Annotated in this window: 14 protein-coding genes; 4 read left to right on the top strand and 10 right to left on the bottom strand. The window is 39.2% G+C overall.

What is annotated here, in order from left to right; all coding sequences use genetic code 11:
* Positions 1 to 173: 173 nt before the first annotated feature.
* From I6E70_RS05840 to I6E70_RS05815, 6 genes are all read right to left on the bottom strand, one after another.
* Complete coding sequence (locus I6E70_RS05840; protein WP_197188275.1) at positions 174 to 1,268, bottom strand: Fic family protein; 1,095 nt, start codon at positions 1,266 to 1,268, stop codon at positions 174 to 176.
* Positions 1,269 to 1,684: 416 nt separating this feature from the next.
* On the bottom strand, positions 1,685 to 3,073 hold the full coding sequence (locus tag I6E70_RS05835) for a HipA domain-containing protein (protein WP_197188274.1): 1,389 nt from the start codon (positions 3,071 to 3,073) through the stop codon (positions 1,685 to 1,687).
* Complete coding sequence (locus I6E70_RS05830; protein ID WP_029753647.1) at positions 3,057 to 3,383, bottom strand: helix-turn-helix domain-containing protein; 327 nt, start codon at positions 3,381 to 3,383, stop codon at positions 3,057 to 3,059. The genes I6E70_RS05835 and I6E70_RS05830 overlap by 17 nt, the downstream gene beginning before the upstream one ends.
* A 256-nt stretch (positions 3,384 to 3,639) precedes the next feature.
* Positions 3,640 to 4,515, bottom strand: coding sequence for a nuclease-related domain-containing protein (locus I6E70_RS05825; protein WP_182736621.1), 876 nt, complete (start codon positions 4,513 to 4,515; stop codon positions 3,640 to 3,642).
* A gap of 453 nt (positions 4,516 to 4,968) precedes the next feature.
* Positions 4,969 to 5,163 carry a hypothetical protein gene (locus I6E70_RS05820; protein WP_231620061.1) on the bottom strand — a complete coding sequence of 65 codons (195 nt, stop codon included), beginning with the start codon at positions 5,161 to 5,163 and terminating at the stop codon, positions 4,969 to 4,971.
* A gap of 2 nt (positions 5,164 to 5,165) precedes the next feature.
* Positions 5,166 to 5,651, bottom strand: coding sequence for a hypothetical protein (locus I6E70_RS05815; RefSeq protein WP_197188273.1), 486 nt, complete (start codon positions 5,649 to 5,651; stop codon positions 5,166 to 5,168).
* Between the two features lie 682 nt (positions 5,652 to 6,333).
* Between I6E70_RS05815 and I6E70_RS05810 the strand changes: the two genes are divergently transcribed.
* Positions 6,334 to 9,486, top strand: coding sequence for a DUF3427 domain-containing protein (locus I6E70_RS05810; protein WP_197188272.1), 3,153 nt, complete (start codon positions 6,334 to 6,336; stop codon positions 9,484 to 9,486).
* A gap of 78 nt (positions 9,487 to 9,564) precedes the next feature.
* Here I6E70_RS05810 and I6E70_RS05805 read toward each other — a convergent pair whose 3' ends face one another.
* The 4 genes from I6E70_RS05805 to I6E70_RS05790 all read right to left on the bottom strand — a co-directional run bounded on the left by I6E70_RS05805 (position 9,565) and on the right by I6E70_RS05790 (position 15,502).
* Positions 9,565 to 10,536, bottom strand: a complete 972-nt coding sequence (locus I6E70_RS05805) for a hypothetical protein (protein ID WP_197188271.1) — start codon at positions 10,534 to 10,536, stop codon at positions 9,565 to 9,567.
* A gap of 113 nt (positions 10,537 to 10,649) precedes the next feature.
* The gene (locus I6E70_RS05800; RefSeq protein ID WP_197188270.1) at positions 10,650 to 11,282 is read right to left on the bottom strand and encodes a hypothetical protein; all 633 of its coding nucleotides are present in this window, start codon (positions 11,280 to 11,282) and stop codon (positions 10,650 to 10,652) included.
* Between the two features lie 662 nt (positions 11,283 to 11,944).
* Positions 11,945 to 14,899 (bottom strand): DEAD/DEAH box helicase family protein, encoded by a 2,955-nt coding sequence (locus tag I6E70_RS05795; protein ID WP_197188269.1) that lies wholly within the window; start codon positions 14,897 to 14,899, stop codon positions 11,945 to 11,947.
* Entirely contained in the window at positions 14,900 to 15,502 is a 603-nt protein-coding gene (locus tag I6E70_RS05790; RefSeq protein WP_197188268.1) for a class I SAM-dependent methyltransferase, read from the bottom strand.
* A gap of 341 nt (positions 15,503 to 15,843) precedes the next feature.
* Between I6E70_RS05790 and I6E70_RS05785 the strand changes: the two genes are divergently transcribed.
* From I6E70_RS05785 to I6E70_RS05775, 3 genes are all read left to right on the top strand, one after another.
* Complete coding sequence (locus tag I6E70_RS05785; RefSeq protein WP_197188267.1) at positions 15,844 to 16,584, top strand: substrate-binding periplasmic protein; 741 nt, start codon at positions 15,844 to 15,846, stop codon at positions 16,582 to 16,584.
* A 13-nt stretch (positions 16,585 to 16,597) separates the two neighbouring features.
* Positions 16,598 to 17,338: a substrate-binding periplasmic protein gene (locus tag I6E70_RS05780; protein ID WP_197188266.1), complete on the top strand. Its 741-nt coding sequence runs from the start codon at positions 16,598 to 16,600 to the stop codon at positions 17,336 to 17,338.
* A gap of 288 nt (positions 17,339 to 17,626) precedes the next feature.
* Positions 17,627 to 19,225, top strand: coding sequence for an ABC-F family ATPase (locus I6E70_RS05775; RefSeq protein ID WP_010555514.1), 1,599 nt, complete (start codon positions 17,627 to 17,629; stop codon positions 19,223 to 19,225).
* Positions 19,226 to 19,354: the final 129 nt, after the last annotated feature.

The raw sequence follows: 19,354 nt of genomic DNA, 5'->3' as shown, positions 1-19,354 counted from the left end.
TGTAGGCGCAAAGCTTGCTCGCGCGAAAAGCGAAGCTTTTAAATTGTAGGTGCGATTTTACATCGCGCTTTGGCTTTATAAAAACATTAAGCGAGGTATAAAACCTCACCTACAACAATTCAAACACCTATTCACCTCACACAATGAGGCAAATAATGAAAGTATTTGCCTCATTAGGCAATTTTGTAACGTGTACTACGCCCACCTGCGGCGGTTTTTGTTAAAAACCCAAGCGTTTGCAAGTCCGATAAATGGCGTGTTGCGGTTGCACGGCTAACCTTAGCCACCTTTTGATACTGACTCGCACTAATACCCTGTTCAAATTGGCCATCAAGTAACTTATTAAGCACTTTTACTTGCTGCTCACCTAACTTTGTTTGATCTTTACTTGCCCAGTAATTGGTTTTAAAAATTGTTTGCTCAATATTATTAAGCGTATGGTGTATCGCATTATTAAGCGTACGTAAAAACCAATTAATCCATTGGGTAATACAAAGATCTCCACGTTGAGTCGCTTCAAGCACCTCATAGTAGTTTTTTCTGTCTTCTAAAATAGCCACCGACATAGCGTAAAACCGAATTGACTCAGCATGTTCTTGCGCTAATGCCAGGTCGGTTATAAGCCGTGTAATACGCCCATTACCATCCTCAAGTGGGTGTATTGTTACAAACCATAAATGTGCGATAGCTGCCCGAATAAAAGGGTCTATTTGAGGATCGTTTTGCGTTTTGTTAAACCAGTTAAAAAATAGCGAAAGCTCTTTATTTACTCGCTCTTTAGGAGGCGCCGTAAAATGTAATACCGGTTTATCTAAGCGCCCCGACACCACTTGCATTGGCTCGTCACCACGCAATTGCCCGCCCTCAATTTTAGTAAATAAGCTTTGCTCACCTGCAAACAATAAGCGATGCCAATTAAGCACTCGCTCTAAATTAAGCGGTGAGTGTGTGTTATTTATTGCATCAAGCATAATCTCTGCAAGATTATCGCTTTGCACTGTTGTTGGGTAAGGTTGCTCATTAATGTTGAGCTTTTTAGCAAGCGAAGAGCGAACCGAAAATGCATTAAGCTTTTCACCCTCAATCGCACTGGAGTGAATAATATTTGCAAGTAAGGTATCAAGGGCCTGCTGCTTTTGTTGAGCACTTTGCACGCCCATACGCCCTACTAATAAACCTTGATTATATGAAAGATCCCTAAGTAAAGGAGCAAGCGCTGCAGCATCCCACGTAAAGTTTGGCCAGTTTTGCTGTTGCCATATCCACATAGTCTTTAGTCCTAAAGGTAATTAGCTTCAGTCTATGCTATTTATTTGCCTCATGCAATGAGGCGAATAGAAGAGTTAATTGCCTCATTACTTTTAAGCGTTAAACAGAACAATAATTCATTTTTCAATGGTAAAAACAATCCATTTTTAAGCGAGGTATAAAACCTCACCTACATTAATGTAAACACCACTCTTAACAAAAGCGTAGGTGCGATTTTATATCGCGCTTTGGCTTTTAAATAAGGCCAAGCTCAACACCTGTAGGCGCCCAGCTTGCTCGCGCGAAAAGCGTAGCTTTTAAATTGTAAGCCGGAATTTATCTCGCGCTTTTAATTTTAATTTGTAAATATCGCGTTGATGCTGGCAACCAAAATATGAATTACTTACTCAAAATGCGTGTATTTATTTTCTAAAATTTAAATAAATGCATCCATATTTGGTAGTTGTATTATTTGCTCACTCAGCTTATTTGCAGCTTTATTAATTATTTTTATGCACAAATCAATGTGTGCTAATTCAGCAGTAGACAAGTTATTTTTAACAGCAGAAACTTTAGCCGTATCAATTGCAGCTAATACAGAGTCAACAGTTTGACTCATAAGTAGTTGCATCCGTGGTAGTGAAATAGCAAATTCATCAGCAAAATCAGCTAACATGTAAGCTGTAATCTCATTAGTAAAATTGCCTGCACTTTGCGAATTATGCTCACCCACTGACATAGCATAACACCTTGATATTTTGGGCTGTAGATAGCCCATATCACGGTCAATGCTTCCCTGATCAATAATAGCCTCTATATTTACCAAGTCGTAAAACGGCGTAAGCTCTAAACCATTTTTACCAACAAAAAAACTAATGTTTTTGCCATGAGCATCGTAATTACGTACTAAAATATTAAATGTCATCCAACGAATAAGCTGAGCCTCATACGCTTGTACATTCGTTGTTTTAACATTAAATAGTTTTGCAAAAGAAACGCCATCTCGAATATAAATACCATCCCCATCATCACCATGCTGACGCTCATATTTATAAGAAGGAGGTAAATTAGTGGCTTGGCAACCATCAATAATATGACGACGTAATACACGGTTTTGATCTTGTGTAACGCGCCTATCAAAGCGATCTATTACAAATACTCTTACATCTGCATAAGTGCGCAACTCAACATGGGGAACATTGAGCCCCGACTCTTTTGCCAAAAGCATGGTAAAAAGTTCATTTACTGCAATGAAAGGAGCGGTACCTGTTTCAAATTTAAAAATTTTATTAGAACATAGCTCCCCTTCACCAAATCCTAATTTACTATCGATTTCGAGTAGGTTTAGTTTGTCTTGAACGCCAGCAACAGAGAGCCGAGTTCGGCCATCCCAATGAGTAATTGGCTCTCCAACTTGTACAAAGCGTTTAAGTTTTTGGCTTAGCTCATCATTAGTTACTTCACGAAAAGATGTTTGCTTTAAAGTACTGTTACTTGCTCTAAACGACAAAGCGCCTGACGTTTCCTCGCCAATGACTTTAATCAAACCAAACGTATTATTTTTAGAGATAGTAGTACTACTTATAATCTCATCAAGACCTTTGCCCTCGGGTAATAAGTTTTGTAAATAATTACGCACATCACGTGAGTCAAAATCACCATCGAGCGGTAAGTGTGGTGAAATAGCAAAACCCTTATTAATCCACTCAGGCTCATAGGTAAATGTAATTTCATTTTCAGAGCCTATATCAAGGGCTATCGCACCTATCTTCTGCGTATGCCCAATAAATACATCTAAGCTATTTTTTTTAATACCATTGCTCATCGCTCACCTCATCCTTGTTGTTGTGGTGCGACTCGTCATCACTGACAAGGCTAAACGACAACCCCAAGTATTCCATCACTTTGAGTACATTAAAAAACTGCACATTCACATCACCTTTTTCTATTTTTATCAGCGTAGGCTTTGAAATATTAAGTGCTTGCGATACATCAACCAGCGTAAGCTTCATGCCAGTTCGCTTTGAAGTAATCGCTTTAGCGAGCCGCACCGACGAAAACGGCTTTGATAGATCAGGCATTTCAGTGCGTTTAACAACTCTTCCAAGTGTTTTTTTTGCTGGTAATTCACTCATTAAAGGTCAACTATAGTTTACTTATACAATTTATTTTAGGGTAGCCCACCCAAAAGTCAAATATAACTTACTTTTAAGTTTGAACGTATATTTACTTTCTATAAGTAAACTTTACTTTACTTATAGAAAGTAAAATAAAAACACAACCCCATAAGTAAAACATAAATTACTTATGGAAAGTTAATGACATTTTGAGCTTAATAGCCAAGCTAAACACCTGTAGGCGCCCAGCTTGCTCGCGCGAAAAGCGCAGCTTTTAAATTGCTTTACTATCGTTTAAGGCTCGCTGCACCACTTGATAGCAAATAGCACGCTGCTGCTCTTGATTTAAGCTAACTTGTCGCATTGAAAGGATAGTTTTAACTATTTGTTTATGAGAAACGATTGGAAAGATTGGTCTCTGCTTTAGTTCCACAAACCAACCAGGAAAGCATAAAACAGGTAAAACCGGAGTATTAAAACCGGTTGATTCATAAAGCCATTTATTCACCCAATTAGCTTGATTTTGAGCTTGCTCTAATGGCTTGCTTTCAAACCAAGAAGGAAATGCTAAATGATTATTCTCAAATTTAACTTTGTAATTTGTATCGTCTTTTATTCGTTTATGTCTGCCTTTGGTTTCAATAGCAAATATCCCATTTGGCCCAACAACTAAATGGTCAATATTAAAACCATCTGCTTGTATATCATGAAATACCTGATAACCGTGTGACTGTAATTCTATAAGCTCTGAAGCAACTGCTAATTCTGCATCACGTCCTAGTTTTAGCTTTATTAAGTCGTTAGATTTAACCCAAAGCTTTCGTGCCACATACGTTAGTCCCAATGCAATCACGATAATTAAAAAGTAATTGAGCTTGCCGCTGGCAAACATTTCAGCAATTCCTTTCAAAGCAAAAGGCATGGTGACTATCAAAGCAGACAAAAAGACTAAGCCTATTACATCTAAAACTTTATCATTAACTTGTTCATTGAGTGTTTGCGCTGCAACACGTTTAAGCTTTTTACGATCTACAGGTAGTTTTGCATTCTTCTGATGAAGCCATATTTTGATAAACAAAACACCTAATAGTGAATAAACACTACCAATAACAAATAAAAGGCTTAAACCTTGGTTTAATAAATCATCCATGATGAATTCCTATAATCACAATGTTTACTTTATACCTTAAAAAAAGGTACATGTCGCATTATTCAAACTCACGCTACAAAGCTCACCCAAACACCTGTAGGCGCCCAGCTTGCTCGCGCGAAAAGTCGTAGGCGGGAGTTTACCTCGCGCTTTTAGTTTGTAATTTAATATACAAATATCGCGTTGGCGATGGCAACCAAAGGGCGTATACCGCCGACCGCCCCTTGGAACCGCACGGCGCCTCGAGGATCACACTATCTCCTCAAATTTAAATTAATGATATGAACGTAACCAGCGTAGATAGGCCATCCATGGCCAAGCTACGCTTTTAACAGCATCCATGCTGTTAATTACTCATCATTAATTTAATTTCGGGTGTGATCACGGGGGGATGCCTTAGCTGTCGCGTTTAAGCTAAATTTGTCGATATACTTAGAGTTAGGTATATTAAATCTATACATTTTTGAGTTGTTTAGTTGCTAACGGTTCAGTAGCTACCTGCGACGATAAACTATTATAAATTCGTTTAACCTCGCCTATAGGATCATGATAATTAAATACCCGCCCAGTAAAATGATTAGCAATGAGCGCCGATGCAATTAGCAGCACAAAAAATACAAACACCACGCGCAATTTTGTTTTAAACATCTTTATGGGCGCCCTTGCCACTGTGCTTCAAACAACTCTTTTTGCTTACCCCGATACTCGCTACACCATACAAAATCGACCGACTTCATCCCTTTCTTACGGCAACGTTTGGGCAATTTATAAAATTTTGACCAAGCATCAAGCTTAGCGGCATCTTTATAGCTATCGCTGTGCAAAGACATGTTTGATACTTTTTGATTGAGTAACCAATTTCTATTAGGCGTACGAGTTGGGGTAGAAGAAGTAGCCTGATAAGCGCTACCACTCTTTTTAGGCTTACTGCAGTGATTAGCAAGTAAGGTAAATAGCGCTTTATCGCGTGCAGTTAAACGCTCACCTTCTTTATTACTGTAGCCACTTCTAAATTGAGAGCGAATAGCTTCGCGCTGCTTTTTAATGCTATCGCATTGGGCTTGTGTGTAAGCCTCACCAGCTTGAGGAAAAGTTGTAAATACGCTAATAAATACCAGTAAAATCCATTTAATCATTATTCATTCCCTGAATTAAAACTTTAAAATAGTGTACCTATAAATGTGAAAAAACACATCAACATTACTAATCCAAGGCAATAATTAAAGCTATGGGTGGGAGTTCACCTTGTGCCTTGGTGTTAACAAAGTGCCACGAAGTATAAAACCTCACCTACAGTAATTAAACCACCACACTCAACAAAACCGTAGGTAGGATTTTACATCGCGCTTTCTCTTTAGTAACTAGCTCATTACCCCAATCAACAAGCAAAGCTCACCTAAACACCTGTAGGCGCTCAGCTTGCTCGCGCGAAAAGCGTAGCTTTTAAAGTAATTTACAAATATCGCATTGGCGATGGCAACCAAAGAGAAGTAACCGCCGACTTCTCTTTGGAATCTCTCGGCGCCCCTCAATTTCACTTATCTTTAAACACTAAATTAATATGAACGTAAACGCGATGAAAGCACATCCATGTGCAAGCATCGCTTTCCTCGAATCCATGCGAGGTAATTACTCATTAATTATGTGTTTGCAGGTGAAGTTGAAGGGGATAATTTCTTAGCATCATCATTTGATTACTCTCTCGGCTAATACTTAACTCACACGTTTGTACTTAATTACTAGTAACTTAGTCGATTAATACTTGTAGCTGTACCGCATTTAAGTAAACTAACCACTCGCAAACAGGGAGTGGTTTTTATGCAGCAAATTGGTATTTACGAGCAGTTAATTACGCAAGTAATTGAGCAAAACTTAAATCGTGATCAATTTTATGTTGGCGAGCGCCAGCTTGAAACGGCCGAAGCCGCAACATGGCTTTCACGCTTTTTAAGTAAACTTGTAACACATGCAATCGATGCCATTCCCAACTCGAACGAGCGCCTACAAGAACAAATTAGCCTAGCTAACAGCCTTGTGCTTTGGCTTAAAGATCATATTCGCGATGACGAGCTAATTAACGAAAATCTTATCGACAGCCAAGGCCGAATTCTTACCGCACTGTTTAATACTCAAAATCCGATTGCAGCAAACCTTAAAGATTACTCAAGCGATATATTTCCACTCACAGGCCTTACGCAAAGCGAGTTATTTAGCGGTGCTAATGCAGGTATATCGCTCGAAACCGAGCTAAAGCGCGAGATTAAATCGTCCGACACTATTTACTGGCTTGTCTCATTTATAAAATGGACGGGGCTGCGCATTTTTAAAAATGAGCTTGAAGCGTTTACTAAAAGCGGCAATAAGCTCAAAGTTATTACTACTTCGTACATGGGCGCAACGGATGCTAAAGCCGTTGAGTTTTTAGCAAACCTACCAAATACCGAAGTAAAGCTAAGTTATAATAATCAGCAAGAACGCCTACACGCTAAATCCTACTTATTTATGCGCAATACGGGTTTTCACACAGGCTATATTGGCTCGTCTAACTTATCGCATTCGGCGCTTACCAGCGGCCTTGAATGGAACTTAAAAATTACCGCACAAGAAATCCCGCACATCATAGCTAAAACCAAAAGTACGTTTGAAACCTACTGGGAATCAAAAGACTTCGAGCTATTTACAGGCGCTGTTGAGTGTAAAGAAAAGCTCATTAATTCACTTAACGAGCAACGCGGTGTTGGGCAATCAAGCAGACAGTTTTATTTTGATATAACACCAAAAACGCATCAGCTCGCTATCTTAGAAAAACTAAGTGCTGAGCGCAGCGTACATAAACGCTTTAAAAACTTAGTAGTTGCTGCAACCGGCACAGGTAAAACCATAATATCGGCGTTTGACTTTAAAACTGTTTACGATAAAAACCCAAACGCACACTTTTTGTTTGTAGCCCACCGCGAAGAAATACTAAAACAAGCGCAAAGTGCTTACCGTGGTGTGCTTAAAAATAACGACTTTGGTGAGCTGTGGGTAGGTAACTACAAACCACAACGCTACAACCAATTATTTGCATCAATCCAAACGCTGAACAGCCAAATAGAATCGCTCAATTTAACTCACGATTACTACGACTACATAGTGATAGACGAAGTACATCACGTAAGCGCGGCCAGTTATCGCGCTATTTTAAGTTACTTTACGCCCACAATATTACTTGGCTTAACCGCCACGCCAGAGCGACAAGATGGCGCAAATATACTCGATGATTTTTGTGGCGTAATAGCCGCTGAAATTCGCTTGCCAGAGGCAATAAACCAACGCCATTTATGCCCATTTCAATACTTTGGATTGGATGACGACACCGACCTAAGTCAAATAACATGGCGAGGCGGCCGTTACGATATAAGCGAACTAAGTAACCTTTATACAGGGGAGAACAGCCGCGCTAACAAAATTATATCGAGCCTTGCTGATATAGTGACCAATGTTCAAACCATTAAAGCACTCGCGTTTTGCGTAAGCCAAAAACACGCTGAATTTATGGCTAAAAAGTTTAACTTAGCAGGCATAAACGCCGATGTACTCACCAGCAAAAACACCAATGAGCGTGCAGCCAAACAACAAGCACTGCGCCAAGGCGAAATACAAATACTTTGCGTGGTTGATATTTTCAACGAAGGTGTCGATATTCCAGAAGTCGATACTTTACTGTTTTTACGCCCAACTGAAAGCCTAACGCTGTTTTTGCAGCAACTAGGCCGTGGTTTGCGTTTACCCGATAACAGCCAAAAGCAATGCTGTACCGTACTCGACTTTGTAGGCAACGCTCGCCCTGAATATGACTTTGCTAGCAAGTTCCGCGCGCTTATTGGTAAAAGTAATCAGCCAATAAAAACCGAGATTGAAAACAACTTCCCGCATTTACCGCTGGGTTGCCGCATAGAGCTACAAAAGCGCACACAACAAACAATATTAAAAAATATTCAGCAAGCTATAAACTCTAAACGCCGTTTACAGCAACTTATAAATAGCTATTCGCAACACACTAACGACGCGCTTACGCTAAGTAACTTTTTGCGCATAAACCCACAAGTCACGCTTGAAGATATATACAAACCAAAAGATAAAAAGCTCGGCGGTTGGCACTGGCTTAAAGGCGATGAAATACCAGCAGAACAAGCCGATATTTACGCCGCGTATTATCGCGCTATCAACACCCAATTACTCAGCTGCGACTCACTCAGTTACTTATGCTTTTTACGTGATTTATGTAATAACAACTTTAGCTTTATGCCAACACCACAAAACCAACAGTACGCGCTTATGGCGCATTACAACTTTTGGGATAGCGCTTGCACAGGTTTAGGGTTTAAAACCCTTGAACAAAGCTTACAAGCACTTAAACACAAAGAGCTACAGCACGAACTTGCACAAGTGATTACGCTGTTAATAAACCGTATTCACCAGCAAGAAAGTGATTTGGTATGTTTACCTAATCACGCCATAAAATTACACAGTCGCTACACACGCCAACAAATACTCGCAGCATTTGGGGCGCACTCGTTTGATAAAAAATCGACTGCTCGCGAAGGCGTTTTAGAATTTAAAAACCAAAACCTAGAGCTGTTATTTGTAACGCTGAATAAATGCGAAAAAACATATTCACCAACCACGCTGTATCACGACTACGCAATCAGCCCTACTTTGTTTCATTGGCAAACGCAAAACAGCGCCCGCCCAGAACACGGCCGCGGCCTTAGTTATATTCAGCACCAGCAAACAGGCAAAACCATCCTGTTATTTGTGCGCGAACAAAGTAAAGACGAAAATGGCCGAACCATGGGGTTTGTAAACTACGGCGAGGTTAAATACCAAAGCCACAACGGCAGTCAGCCAATGAATATAACGTGGGAGATAACAAACCCCATGCCAAGTGAAATGTGGCATGAGGCAGGGAAATTAGCGGTTGGGTGATGAAAAACTGTGTGATTCTTCTGATTATTTGCCGACAATTTTGCCATGAGCGGATGTTGGTACGCATCAATCAGGTTTCTAGTCAGCGGCTTGAAGCATTGACTTGTTAGAGCTTTCTTCCTTCAGTTTTCCACGAACCACCGACTGGGCATATATGAATCCTTTTCCATACCATTCCTCGTAGTTCGTTGAGATAGGGTATTTTCCATAAATATCTGTAAAGTCATCCCACCAAGGGTTTTCATGTGTCGGTCTAGTCAGTGCGGAATCAGGAAATACTTTACCAGAACGCAGTTTTTCGAATGCATCCGACTCCAATATACGCCCACCACACTTTAAACCAAAATCATTTTTCTTGAGCTTGCAAATTAATTTGTAAAGTCCATATATTTGGCTCCGGCCACCGCTGCCAACATGGCTACTAACATGCCAAGTTCTTTGGAAAATTTTGTATTTAAAATCTGATAGCTCTAAAAGGATGAAGACCTCACCAACTTCTGAATCATTCATGATGAAGTAGATCCTATTTGGATTTTCTTTATCTATTTGTGAATAATATTCGAGAGGATCGAAGTTTGTTTGCTCAGGATTAGCGAAAGGGGCTCTTTGTCCGTGTATTAACCAATCTTTATTTATTCCAAAAGTACTACAAAAATGATCAATAAACTCAAATGAAGGTTCCTCTTGCGCGTTGAACACTCTCTCAAGCTCTCCGATTTTATGTAACTTCATTAGTTGGGCAAGCTTTGCAACAGTATACGGAGAGTAAGAATTCCCTACATTCATTAATTCAAGGGATTCTCTAAATCTAGAAGCAACTTTATCAACTTCAGTAGGTGCATGAGCCTCAACTGCATCCTTAGCTGATACTTGAGACTGACTTGTAACTGCTGTTTCTCTTTTATTAACTTTTAATGGCTTGATAGAAAGCCCGATAAGTGTCAGAACTGCAGTAATCGATACAATAAATGGTTCAAATCCAGGTTCAAAACTAAGCCAAAGTAAAGAAGCGACAAATACGATAGAGTTTAAAATAATTGCAATGTTCATCCTTGCTCCATACCAGTTCTAACGAGACGGTTGAATAACGCCACAGCCAAATTCAATTAAAAAAGAATAATTTTACAGCCCTAAACCCCATCTAAATGCCCTTCTGTGGTGAATTATTCTATATCTTTACCAAGTGCTATTTTATACTTTTCAATTTGATTTTTTAAATTCTTAGAATGCTGATTAATAAAAGAAGTTGTATTTTCATAAAACCAAATAATTGAAAAAACACAATCATTTACTTCATCTTTAGTAACTACTTGTTCATTTAATGATTTTGGATGAGTTAATCTATTTCGCACCTCAATGGTCTTTAGCAATTGAGGCCAACGGACGTCGTCGTAGCCACATTCAAGTTCAAAGTTTTGAAGAGTACATATTTGGTTAAAAATAAATTTTATTTCAGCTTTTAAAGTCGTTTGAAAATATTTCTCCTTTATATTTCCATTATCTTTAATTTCGTATTTTAGGTTTTTTAAAAACATTAAAATATATGGTGGAATGGTAATGTCATTTTCACCACAAAATTCAATTAATTCATTTTTTAGAGTAAACACCTGAGCTTCATAAAATGACACAACTGTTTTAATTAAAGATCTTGCCCAGTACCCATTTTTATCATCATCTAAGTGACTAACAATAAAGTCGATATCTACTTTATATAAATCTTTCAGATCTTTAAATAATTGTGCCGAACTAGACATTTCATACTCACATAATAATTTAATAGTGCGCTCATCGCGCATATTTCTTCATTGTATAGTTTTAACAAATAACCCAATGTATTACTATCAGCAAATTTTCTAAAACTTTTCAATAAACCTAAATAGACCAATATCCGCGCGTAGCCCTTCTTCATTGAAATATGAGCAAACAACGCCGGTTAACCAATCAACTGTCTGCTTCTCACTTTGCCGACTAAAACATATTTAATTCTAAAAAGAGTAAAATAACTCTACTACCAAAACTTACCTTCTTTGCATACAACGCCATTACATGAAATAAAACTCGCCCTATATTTATAAACACCAATCTACCAACACACTCCAATCCCCCGTGATCACACCTGAAACAGAGTTAATGATGAGTAATTTACAGCATGGATGCTGTACAAAGCGTATCTAGGCCATGGATGGCCTATCTACGCTGATTACGTTCACATCATTAACGTAAGTTGAAGACACTGTGTGATCCTCGGGTGCGCCGTGGGATTCCAAAGGGCGGTCGGCGGCAGCCGCCCTTTGGTTGCCATCGCCAACGCGATATAACCTCGAATAGAGGTTCTTAATCCCTTAATCCTCGGGCCAAAACACCAATTTATGAGCCCGATGTAAAATCGCACCTACATACTAATTACACCGAAATTTAAAAGCTTCGCTTTTCGCGCGAGCAAGCTCAGCGACTACAACTACTCCATAACCACTTGTTTAAAGCGGGCGAATGTTCGCATGCTTTCATCTGCAATCATTACCTCGTAATCGGGGTTTTGAGCAATTAGCTCATATTGCCCATTGGGTAATTTATTAATTTTTCGCAGTAAATACTGGCCATCTCCGCCTATATCATCTCGCTCTATCGCGACAATTTGGCCGCGTAGCGATCCGGCTTTATCGGAGGTTATAAGTTCTAGTAACAATAAGTCGCCATCGTAAATTGGGGCTTTACCGCCATTCATAGAGTTGCCCGAAGCGCGTGCTAAAAAATGCACTTGCGGATCGAGCTTGCCCGCGCCAAGAGGCGCGTCCATCAATTCCATATCGCTTTCATCCCCTGTTTTAAAATGCCCACAGGCAATTTTAATATTGGGAAAGTACAGCAGTTTTAATACGTTATCTTGTTCTTTTGCTGTATCGGCAAGCTCTTTAAACACTAACTGAGTTACATTGTCAGCTTCTTGCTCTGTATTCTGTTTCGTGGTTGGCGTTTTTACTTTTAGCCGCTGGTTGTATTTGGCTAAGGTGTATTCAACCAGCTCTAACACGGCGCTGTTTAGTAATTCGCATTTTTCTGCGGGTACGTCAAACGTGGCTTTTACGGTGTTGTTTTGTAAGGTAAACCATTGTGTGCCGTCTTTATTTTTATTGGTGTAGGCTTTAATTGGATTTTTACGCCAGTAGCTTTGCCATGTTTGCGAATCTGCAGCTGCTTGCTGTTCTTTAATAGGTAAATCGTGTTGCTTTAAATTCGGATGGCGCGCGAGTACCTTTGCACTCATTACAGCAAGTTCTGCAACTGTTGGGGGGTTAGCAAAGCCATTCAAAGCAACATACGCTTCAAGCAAAATAGCTTTAAAGCATTTGGTCATACTGGTTGTTTGTATGCCTTTATGTAAAAAGTCGTAAAACGGTGCTAATTGCTTGGCACTTTGCTGTGCTTCGTCATCAATATTTTGTGTTTTAGCAATTAGATCAAACCAACTAGTGTAGTTGCTGTTTACCTTTTTTATATCGCCGTAGTGGTAGTAAAACTCGCTTAATGTAGGTAAATGCCCTAGTTGCTCGGCAAGTTGTGTTATATCTTCTAACGCTGTGGTGCGCTGTATATTGGCTAGCTGCTGCCAAAAGTTGGTAACTTTTAAGTCAATATTTATAAAGCAGCCATCAGCAAGGTTTGGTTTTTTAAGCTTTTTAACTACACCAGTTGGCGTGGTTTCATGAAGTAGCGCATAAGGTTTATTTAAAAAGCTGTGGTGGTTACCAATAAAATCGAGCACCACTAAATGTGTTTTACCTTCAAGAGTTCGTAAACCCCGCCCTAATTGCTGTAAAAAGAGTATTTTAGAGTCGCTTGGGCGCAGCATTAATATGGTATCAATGCTTGGTAAATCAGTCCCCTCGTTAAACAAATCAACGGTAAATAATACTTCAACTTGACGCTGTTCTAATTGTTTTAGTGCATCATTACGGCGTACTTTTGACTGGTTATGTACAGATAGCGCTTTTACACCCGCGTTATTAAATGCAGCCGCCATATAATCAGCATGTTTAGTAGATATACAAAAACCTAATGTGCGCTGCTGTTTGTATTGCTGCCACTGTAAAAGTGCGTGGTCTGCCCGTTTTTCGGTTGCAAATTTGTTTTCAAGTGCTGTTGGATCAAATCGGCCATTACGCCACGGAATAGCTTGGTAGTTTACGTTTTCATCCCAAATACCGTAGTAATGAAATGGAACTAACGTTTTTTGGTCTATCCCCTGCGTTAAGTTACGCTCAAATACTAGGTTGTTGTCGCATAACCCTAAAATATCAGCTTGGTCGGTACGCTCTGGTGTAGCTGTTAAACCCAGTAAAAACTTGGGTTCAAAGTAGTTTAAAAGCTGGCGATATACGCGCGCACTTGCATGATGAAATTCGTCAACAATAATGTAATCAAATGCTGTTGGTGCAAACTGCTTTAAATGATTACTTCGGCCAATGGTTTGAATAGAGGCAAATAAACACTCAGCGTTTTTGTCTCGCTGTTTACCGTTATAAAACCCAGTAGATAAAGTAAGTAATTCAGAAAAAGTACGCTGTGCTTGCAAAAGTATTTCTTCGCGATGCGCTACAAATAAAACGCGTTTAGCTTTGAATTGTTTTACATCAAATGCACTTAACCATGTTTTACCCATGCCCGTTGCTAATACCACTAAACCACGTTTAAAACCCTCTGTACGGGTTTGCGCTAGGGCATTAAGCGCTTCAATTTGAGCTGGCCTTGGTGTTTTAGCTTCATTCTTTTCAATAACTTGCTCAGCTGTATCAGCGTGGTTTACCGATACAAACTGCTGTGTTTTACGCCTAGTAATGTAGCTATTTATCCATTCATGGCTTAAATGGGTAACAAATTCGTGATTAAAAATATTTTCAAAAGCTGTGCGAATACTTAAAAACTGCTTTGCTGCTTGGCTTGTTTTTGGTTGTGTATAATCGTGTCTAAAATTCCACTCATGACCTTTGGTTAATGCGCTGGCACTAATATTACTTGAGCCAATAAAGGCACAGCCACCAGTAATCTCTTTTTGGTCGTTTGTTTTTATAAAAATATACGACTTCATATGAAAACTTTGATTACTGTGCGTTTGGTAAATACGCACATCGGCTCCACGATCTACTAATGCCATAAGTTCTCTCAACGCATTAGGGTGAGTAATATCAAGGTAGTCTGAGGTAAGTAGTTTGAGCGTTGCGCCGCTTTGTAAAGCTTCGCTTAGGGGGTCGAACAACAGTGCTAAGCCACTTGGCTGAATAAATGAAACTGTAATTTCAATCTCAGTGGCATTGTTTATGGCATGTACAAGGTTGGGTAATAACGGATCATTATCACCCGTAATAAGCTGTCGGTTATTATTCTGCAGGTGTTGATGTTCGCTAAAACTATTCACTTATAATTTCGCTTTGCTATGCGTTAACAAGGCATTTAACCATACTTCGCTTTCGCGCCCTGGGCGCTGATCAACACTTTGCCAGTGCTTCATTATGCTCAATTGCGTGTGCTGATTGATTAAATCACTTAATAATTGCTCGTTTAAATCGGTAAATTCACGACCATTATGCACACGCTCTGTATCGCCATATTTAAACGATACATACAAAACACCATTCGGTTTAAGCGCACGTTGTAGGTTTAAAAACACCTGCGGTAACTCAGCTTTTGGAACGTGTAATAAACTAGCGCAGCACCAAATACCGTCGTATTGATTTACACAATTTAGCTCTTGGAATGTTTTAACCGCTACAGGTTGTTGTAAGTAACTGCTTGCCAACTCTGCCAGCTCTTGGCTTGCATCAAACGCACTTACAGTAAAACCCTGCGCTTTAAAAAATGCGGCATCGCGCGCACTGCCACAACCGGCATCTAAAATACTCCCATGTTGTGCAACGTGCGGTAAAAACTCAGCATAAAGCGCCGACATATCAACGTTAAGTGTTGAGTCGCTAAAGGCTTTGGCATTTTGGTTGTAATAAGTAAGTGTGGTGTTTGACACGAGACTCACCGCTCCTTGGCTAATCGTTTAACAGCTAAGACACTGTTAATACTGCATTCATTATTTGTTTAATCTACAGGAACAAGCGCATTAAATATAGGCTTAATAAGTAGAAATTTTTAAATTAATACGCCATTGTTATTAAGCACTGATGTTAAGTGATACATACGCAGTATAAAATTTAAAATGCAATACAAACGCCCTTCTATAAACACCTGCATACTAGGCGTTCTCATAATTACGGATGGTTTTTACATATTCATACAAACCCGCGCCGCTAAAATACAAAAGCTGGTTTATACTGTTGTAATAATGAGCAAAAATAATAACTATGAGGCGTAATGAATAAATTAATTACCGTATTTTTATGTTTGCTGTTTACGGCTCCATTTAATGTATTTGCTTGTGAAAGAACCTTTAGCGTGGCATCGCACGATGCTTTTTGGCCGCCTTATGTAATGGGTATTAACGGTAAACTGCAAGGCTCGGAGGTTGATGCACTTAACATTATATTTGCTGACTCCCCTTTTTGTTTTGAAGTTAAGTTACTGCCAAATTCTAAGCGGGCTTTTATTGAGCTTAAATACGGCCGTATTGATTTAGGATGGGCTGCAAGTTATACAGACGAGCGCGCTAAATATGTGCACTTTAGTGATAACTACCGAACTGAGGTTATGCGCTTATACGAAAACAAAAATAATCAGCATAGTGTTAAAAACCTCGAAGACATTTTTAAACAAGGCTTTATTGTTGGCGCTAACTTTGGAAGCTATTACGGCGAGGAGTTTGAGCAATATAAAACTAAATATAAAAAGCAGATTGAATACACCAGTGCAACCAGTAAACGCTTTGAAATGCTTAATAAACAACGTATTGATTTTGCTATTGAAGACGAGTTAGTGGGGGCTTATTTTGGCAAAAAAGGCTCAAATATAAAATTAGTAACCAATATTGAGCATGTAAATAAAGACGATATTTATTTAATGTTTAGCAAACAAACGGTGTCGGTTACTGAGCTTGCGGTAATTAATGAATATATAAACAAAAATAAAACAGCACTTAAAGCGTTGTTTGAACACTAATTTAAGGAGTGTAATGAAAACTTTATTTTTAGCATTTACTACACTGCTATTTACTCACTTTAATGCCCTTGCGTGTTCAAAAACATTAGTAATGGGCACTAACGAAACTAATTGGCCGCCTTACCTTGTTAAGCAAGGTGATACATTTTTAGGCGCAGAAGTGGATGCTGCAAACGCTATTTTTAAAGATTCAAAATTTTGTATTAAATGGACTTATTTTCCGAGTTTTTCACGTGTTCAAGCTGAGCTTAAAAATGGCCGAGTAGATATGACCTACGCGGCAAGTTACACAAAAAAACGCGCACAATATGCGCACTTTAGTTTGCCCTACCGCGAAGAAGTTATGCATCTTTATAAACATAAAGATACGCCTGATGTAACAAGCTTAGCTGAGCTTTTTAGTAAAAAGTTTACAGCTGGTATTAACCGTGGGAGCTTTTTTGGTAACGAGCTTGAACAGTTAAAAACTAAGTATCCAACACAGGTGGTGCTTACTGCTCAAGCAAATAATCGATTTAGCATGTTAGATAAAAAACGAATTGACTATGTTATTGAAGACTCTGCTGTTGCACAGTACTTTGTAAAAAAACACCCCTCAATTACGCAGGTAAAGTCTATTACACCAATTAACGTTAACAACGTACATTTTATGCTAAGTAAAGAGTCGCTAACTCTTGATGACGTGGCAACCGTTAATCAATTAATTACTAAAAATGCAGCCGCTATAAAGTTAATTTATCAACCTGTGCATTAAAGCATGGGTAATAACTTAGCTCTTTGACTGCAACACTTCTTTAATATTACTGTCGGTGGTGCTTACGCTCCCCTCTGTAAGTAAGCAACACCGCTCACGCTAAAAATAGTGGCTTAAAATCGAGAATTGCCGTTATTTTCGCTTGGTTATAAATTAGCTGCCTTTTATCTTTCATTCGTTGTGGCTGATCTGTATAATTCGCCAGCTAATTTACCCTATTGTCTGGTTCTTGTTTGTGGCGTTTTGCTGCAGCGTACTCCTGTCAGTACTAATCTAGGATTACCCTTTTTGATCTCCACCGCAAATATTACGATGCAGTTTGGCGCAGAGCCGTTGTTTGAAAACATTTCAGCTAAATTTGGTAACGGTAACCGTTACGGTTTAATTGGCGCTAACGGCTGCGGCAAGTCGACTTTCATGAAAATTTTAAGCGGTGCGCTTGTTCCAAGTGCGGGTAATGTATCTATTACTCCAGGGTTGAAATTAGGTAACCTAAGCCAAGACCAGTTTGCTTTTGAGCAATACAGCGTTGTAGACGCGGTAATTATGGGCGACGTGGAGCTTTGGAAAGTAAAGCAAGAGCGCGAACGTATTTACTCGTTACCAGAAATGAGCGAAGACGACGGCATGAAAGTAGCCGATCTTGAAAGCGTATTTGCTGAAATGGACGGTTACACGGCAGAAAGCCGTGCTGAAGAAATTTTGCTTGAAGCGGGTATCGATAAAGAATTTCATTACGGGTTAATGGCAAACGTTGCTCCAGGTTGGAAACTACGTGTGCTTTTAGCACAAGCGTTATTTGCAAATCCTGACATTTTGCTACTGGATGAGCCTACCAATAACTTGGATATTCATACAATTACGTGGCTTGCTAACGAGCTTAACAAACGTAAATGTACGATGATTATTATTTCGCATGACCGTCACTTTTTAAACTCGGTATGTACGCACATGGCCGACATTGATTACGGCGAGCTGCGTATTTACCCTGGTAACTACGAGAAGTTTTTAGATGCTGCGGGCCTACAGCGTGAGCAACTTTTAGCTGAAAACGCTAAAAAGAGCGCTGAAATTGACGAGCTACAAGACTTTGTTAACCGTTTTGGTGCTAATGCTTCAAAAGCTAAACAAGCGAGTTCGCGCGCTAAAAAAATGGATAAAATTAAGCTTGATGAAGTTAAATCTTCAAGCCGTATGAGCCCATCACTTTCGTTTGACGAAGGTAAAAAAATGTATCGTCAAGCGCTTGAAGTTAATAAGCTTGGCCATGGTTTTGATGGCGAAACGTTATTTACTGGTGGCGACTTACTACTAGAAGCTGGCGCTAAGCTTGCTGTAATTGGCGAAAATGGTGTGGGTAAAACTACATTTTTACGCTGTTTAGTAGACGAGCTTAAAAGTAATGAAGGCGAAATTAAATGGTCTGAAAATGCGACCTTTGGTTATTGCCCGCAAGACAGCACTAAAGATTTTGAAAACGATTTAACGTTGTTTGATTGGATGTCGCAATGGCGTACAGCTAAGCACAACGATTTAATGGTTCGTGGCATGTTAGGCCGTTTGTTGTTTACAGCAGACGATTCAAACAAAAAAGCGCGTAACTGCTCTGGTGGTGAAAAAAACCGCCTGTTATTTGGTAAGTTAATGATGCAAGACGTTAATGTTCTTGTAATGGACGAACCAACTAACCACATGGATATGGAAGCTATTGAAGCGCTTAACAATGCATTAAAAGACTTTGAAGGTACGCTTATTTTTGTAAGCCATGACCGTGAGTTTGTATCGTCATTAGCTACGCGTATCATTGATATTAAAGATAAAAAAGTAATCGACTTTCAAGGTACGTTTGACGAATACCTAGCAAGTTGTGAAGAGAAAAAAGCGTAAACTTTTTCTCATTGCTTATAAAAACGGTGCTAAATTTAGCGCCGTTTTTTTATGTGTGGAATTTGAGTTTAACTATAAAATTAATTAATAAAGGCTTAAATAAATAATTCACTAAGAGGTTAAGAGACG

The sequence above is a fragment of the Pseudoalteromonas sp. NGC95 genome (assembly GCF_015864705.1).
GTDB lineage: Bacteria > Pseudomonadota > Gammaproteobacteria > Enterobacterales > Alteromonadaceae > Pseudoalteromonas > Pseudoalteromonas arctica.
This window is presented reverse-complemented; position numbering and strand designations above follow the sequence as displayed.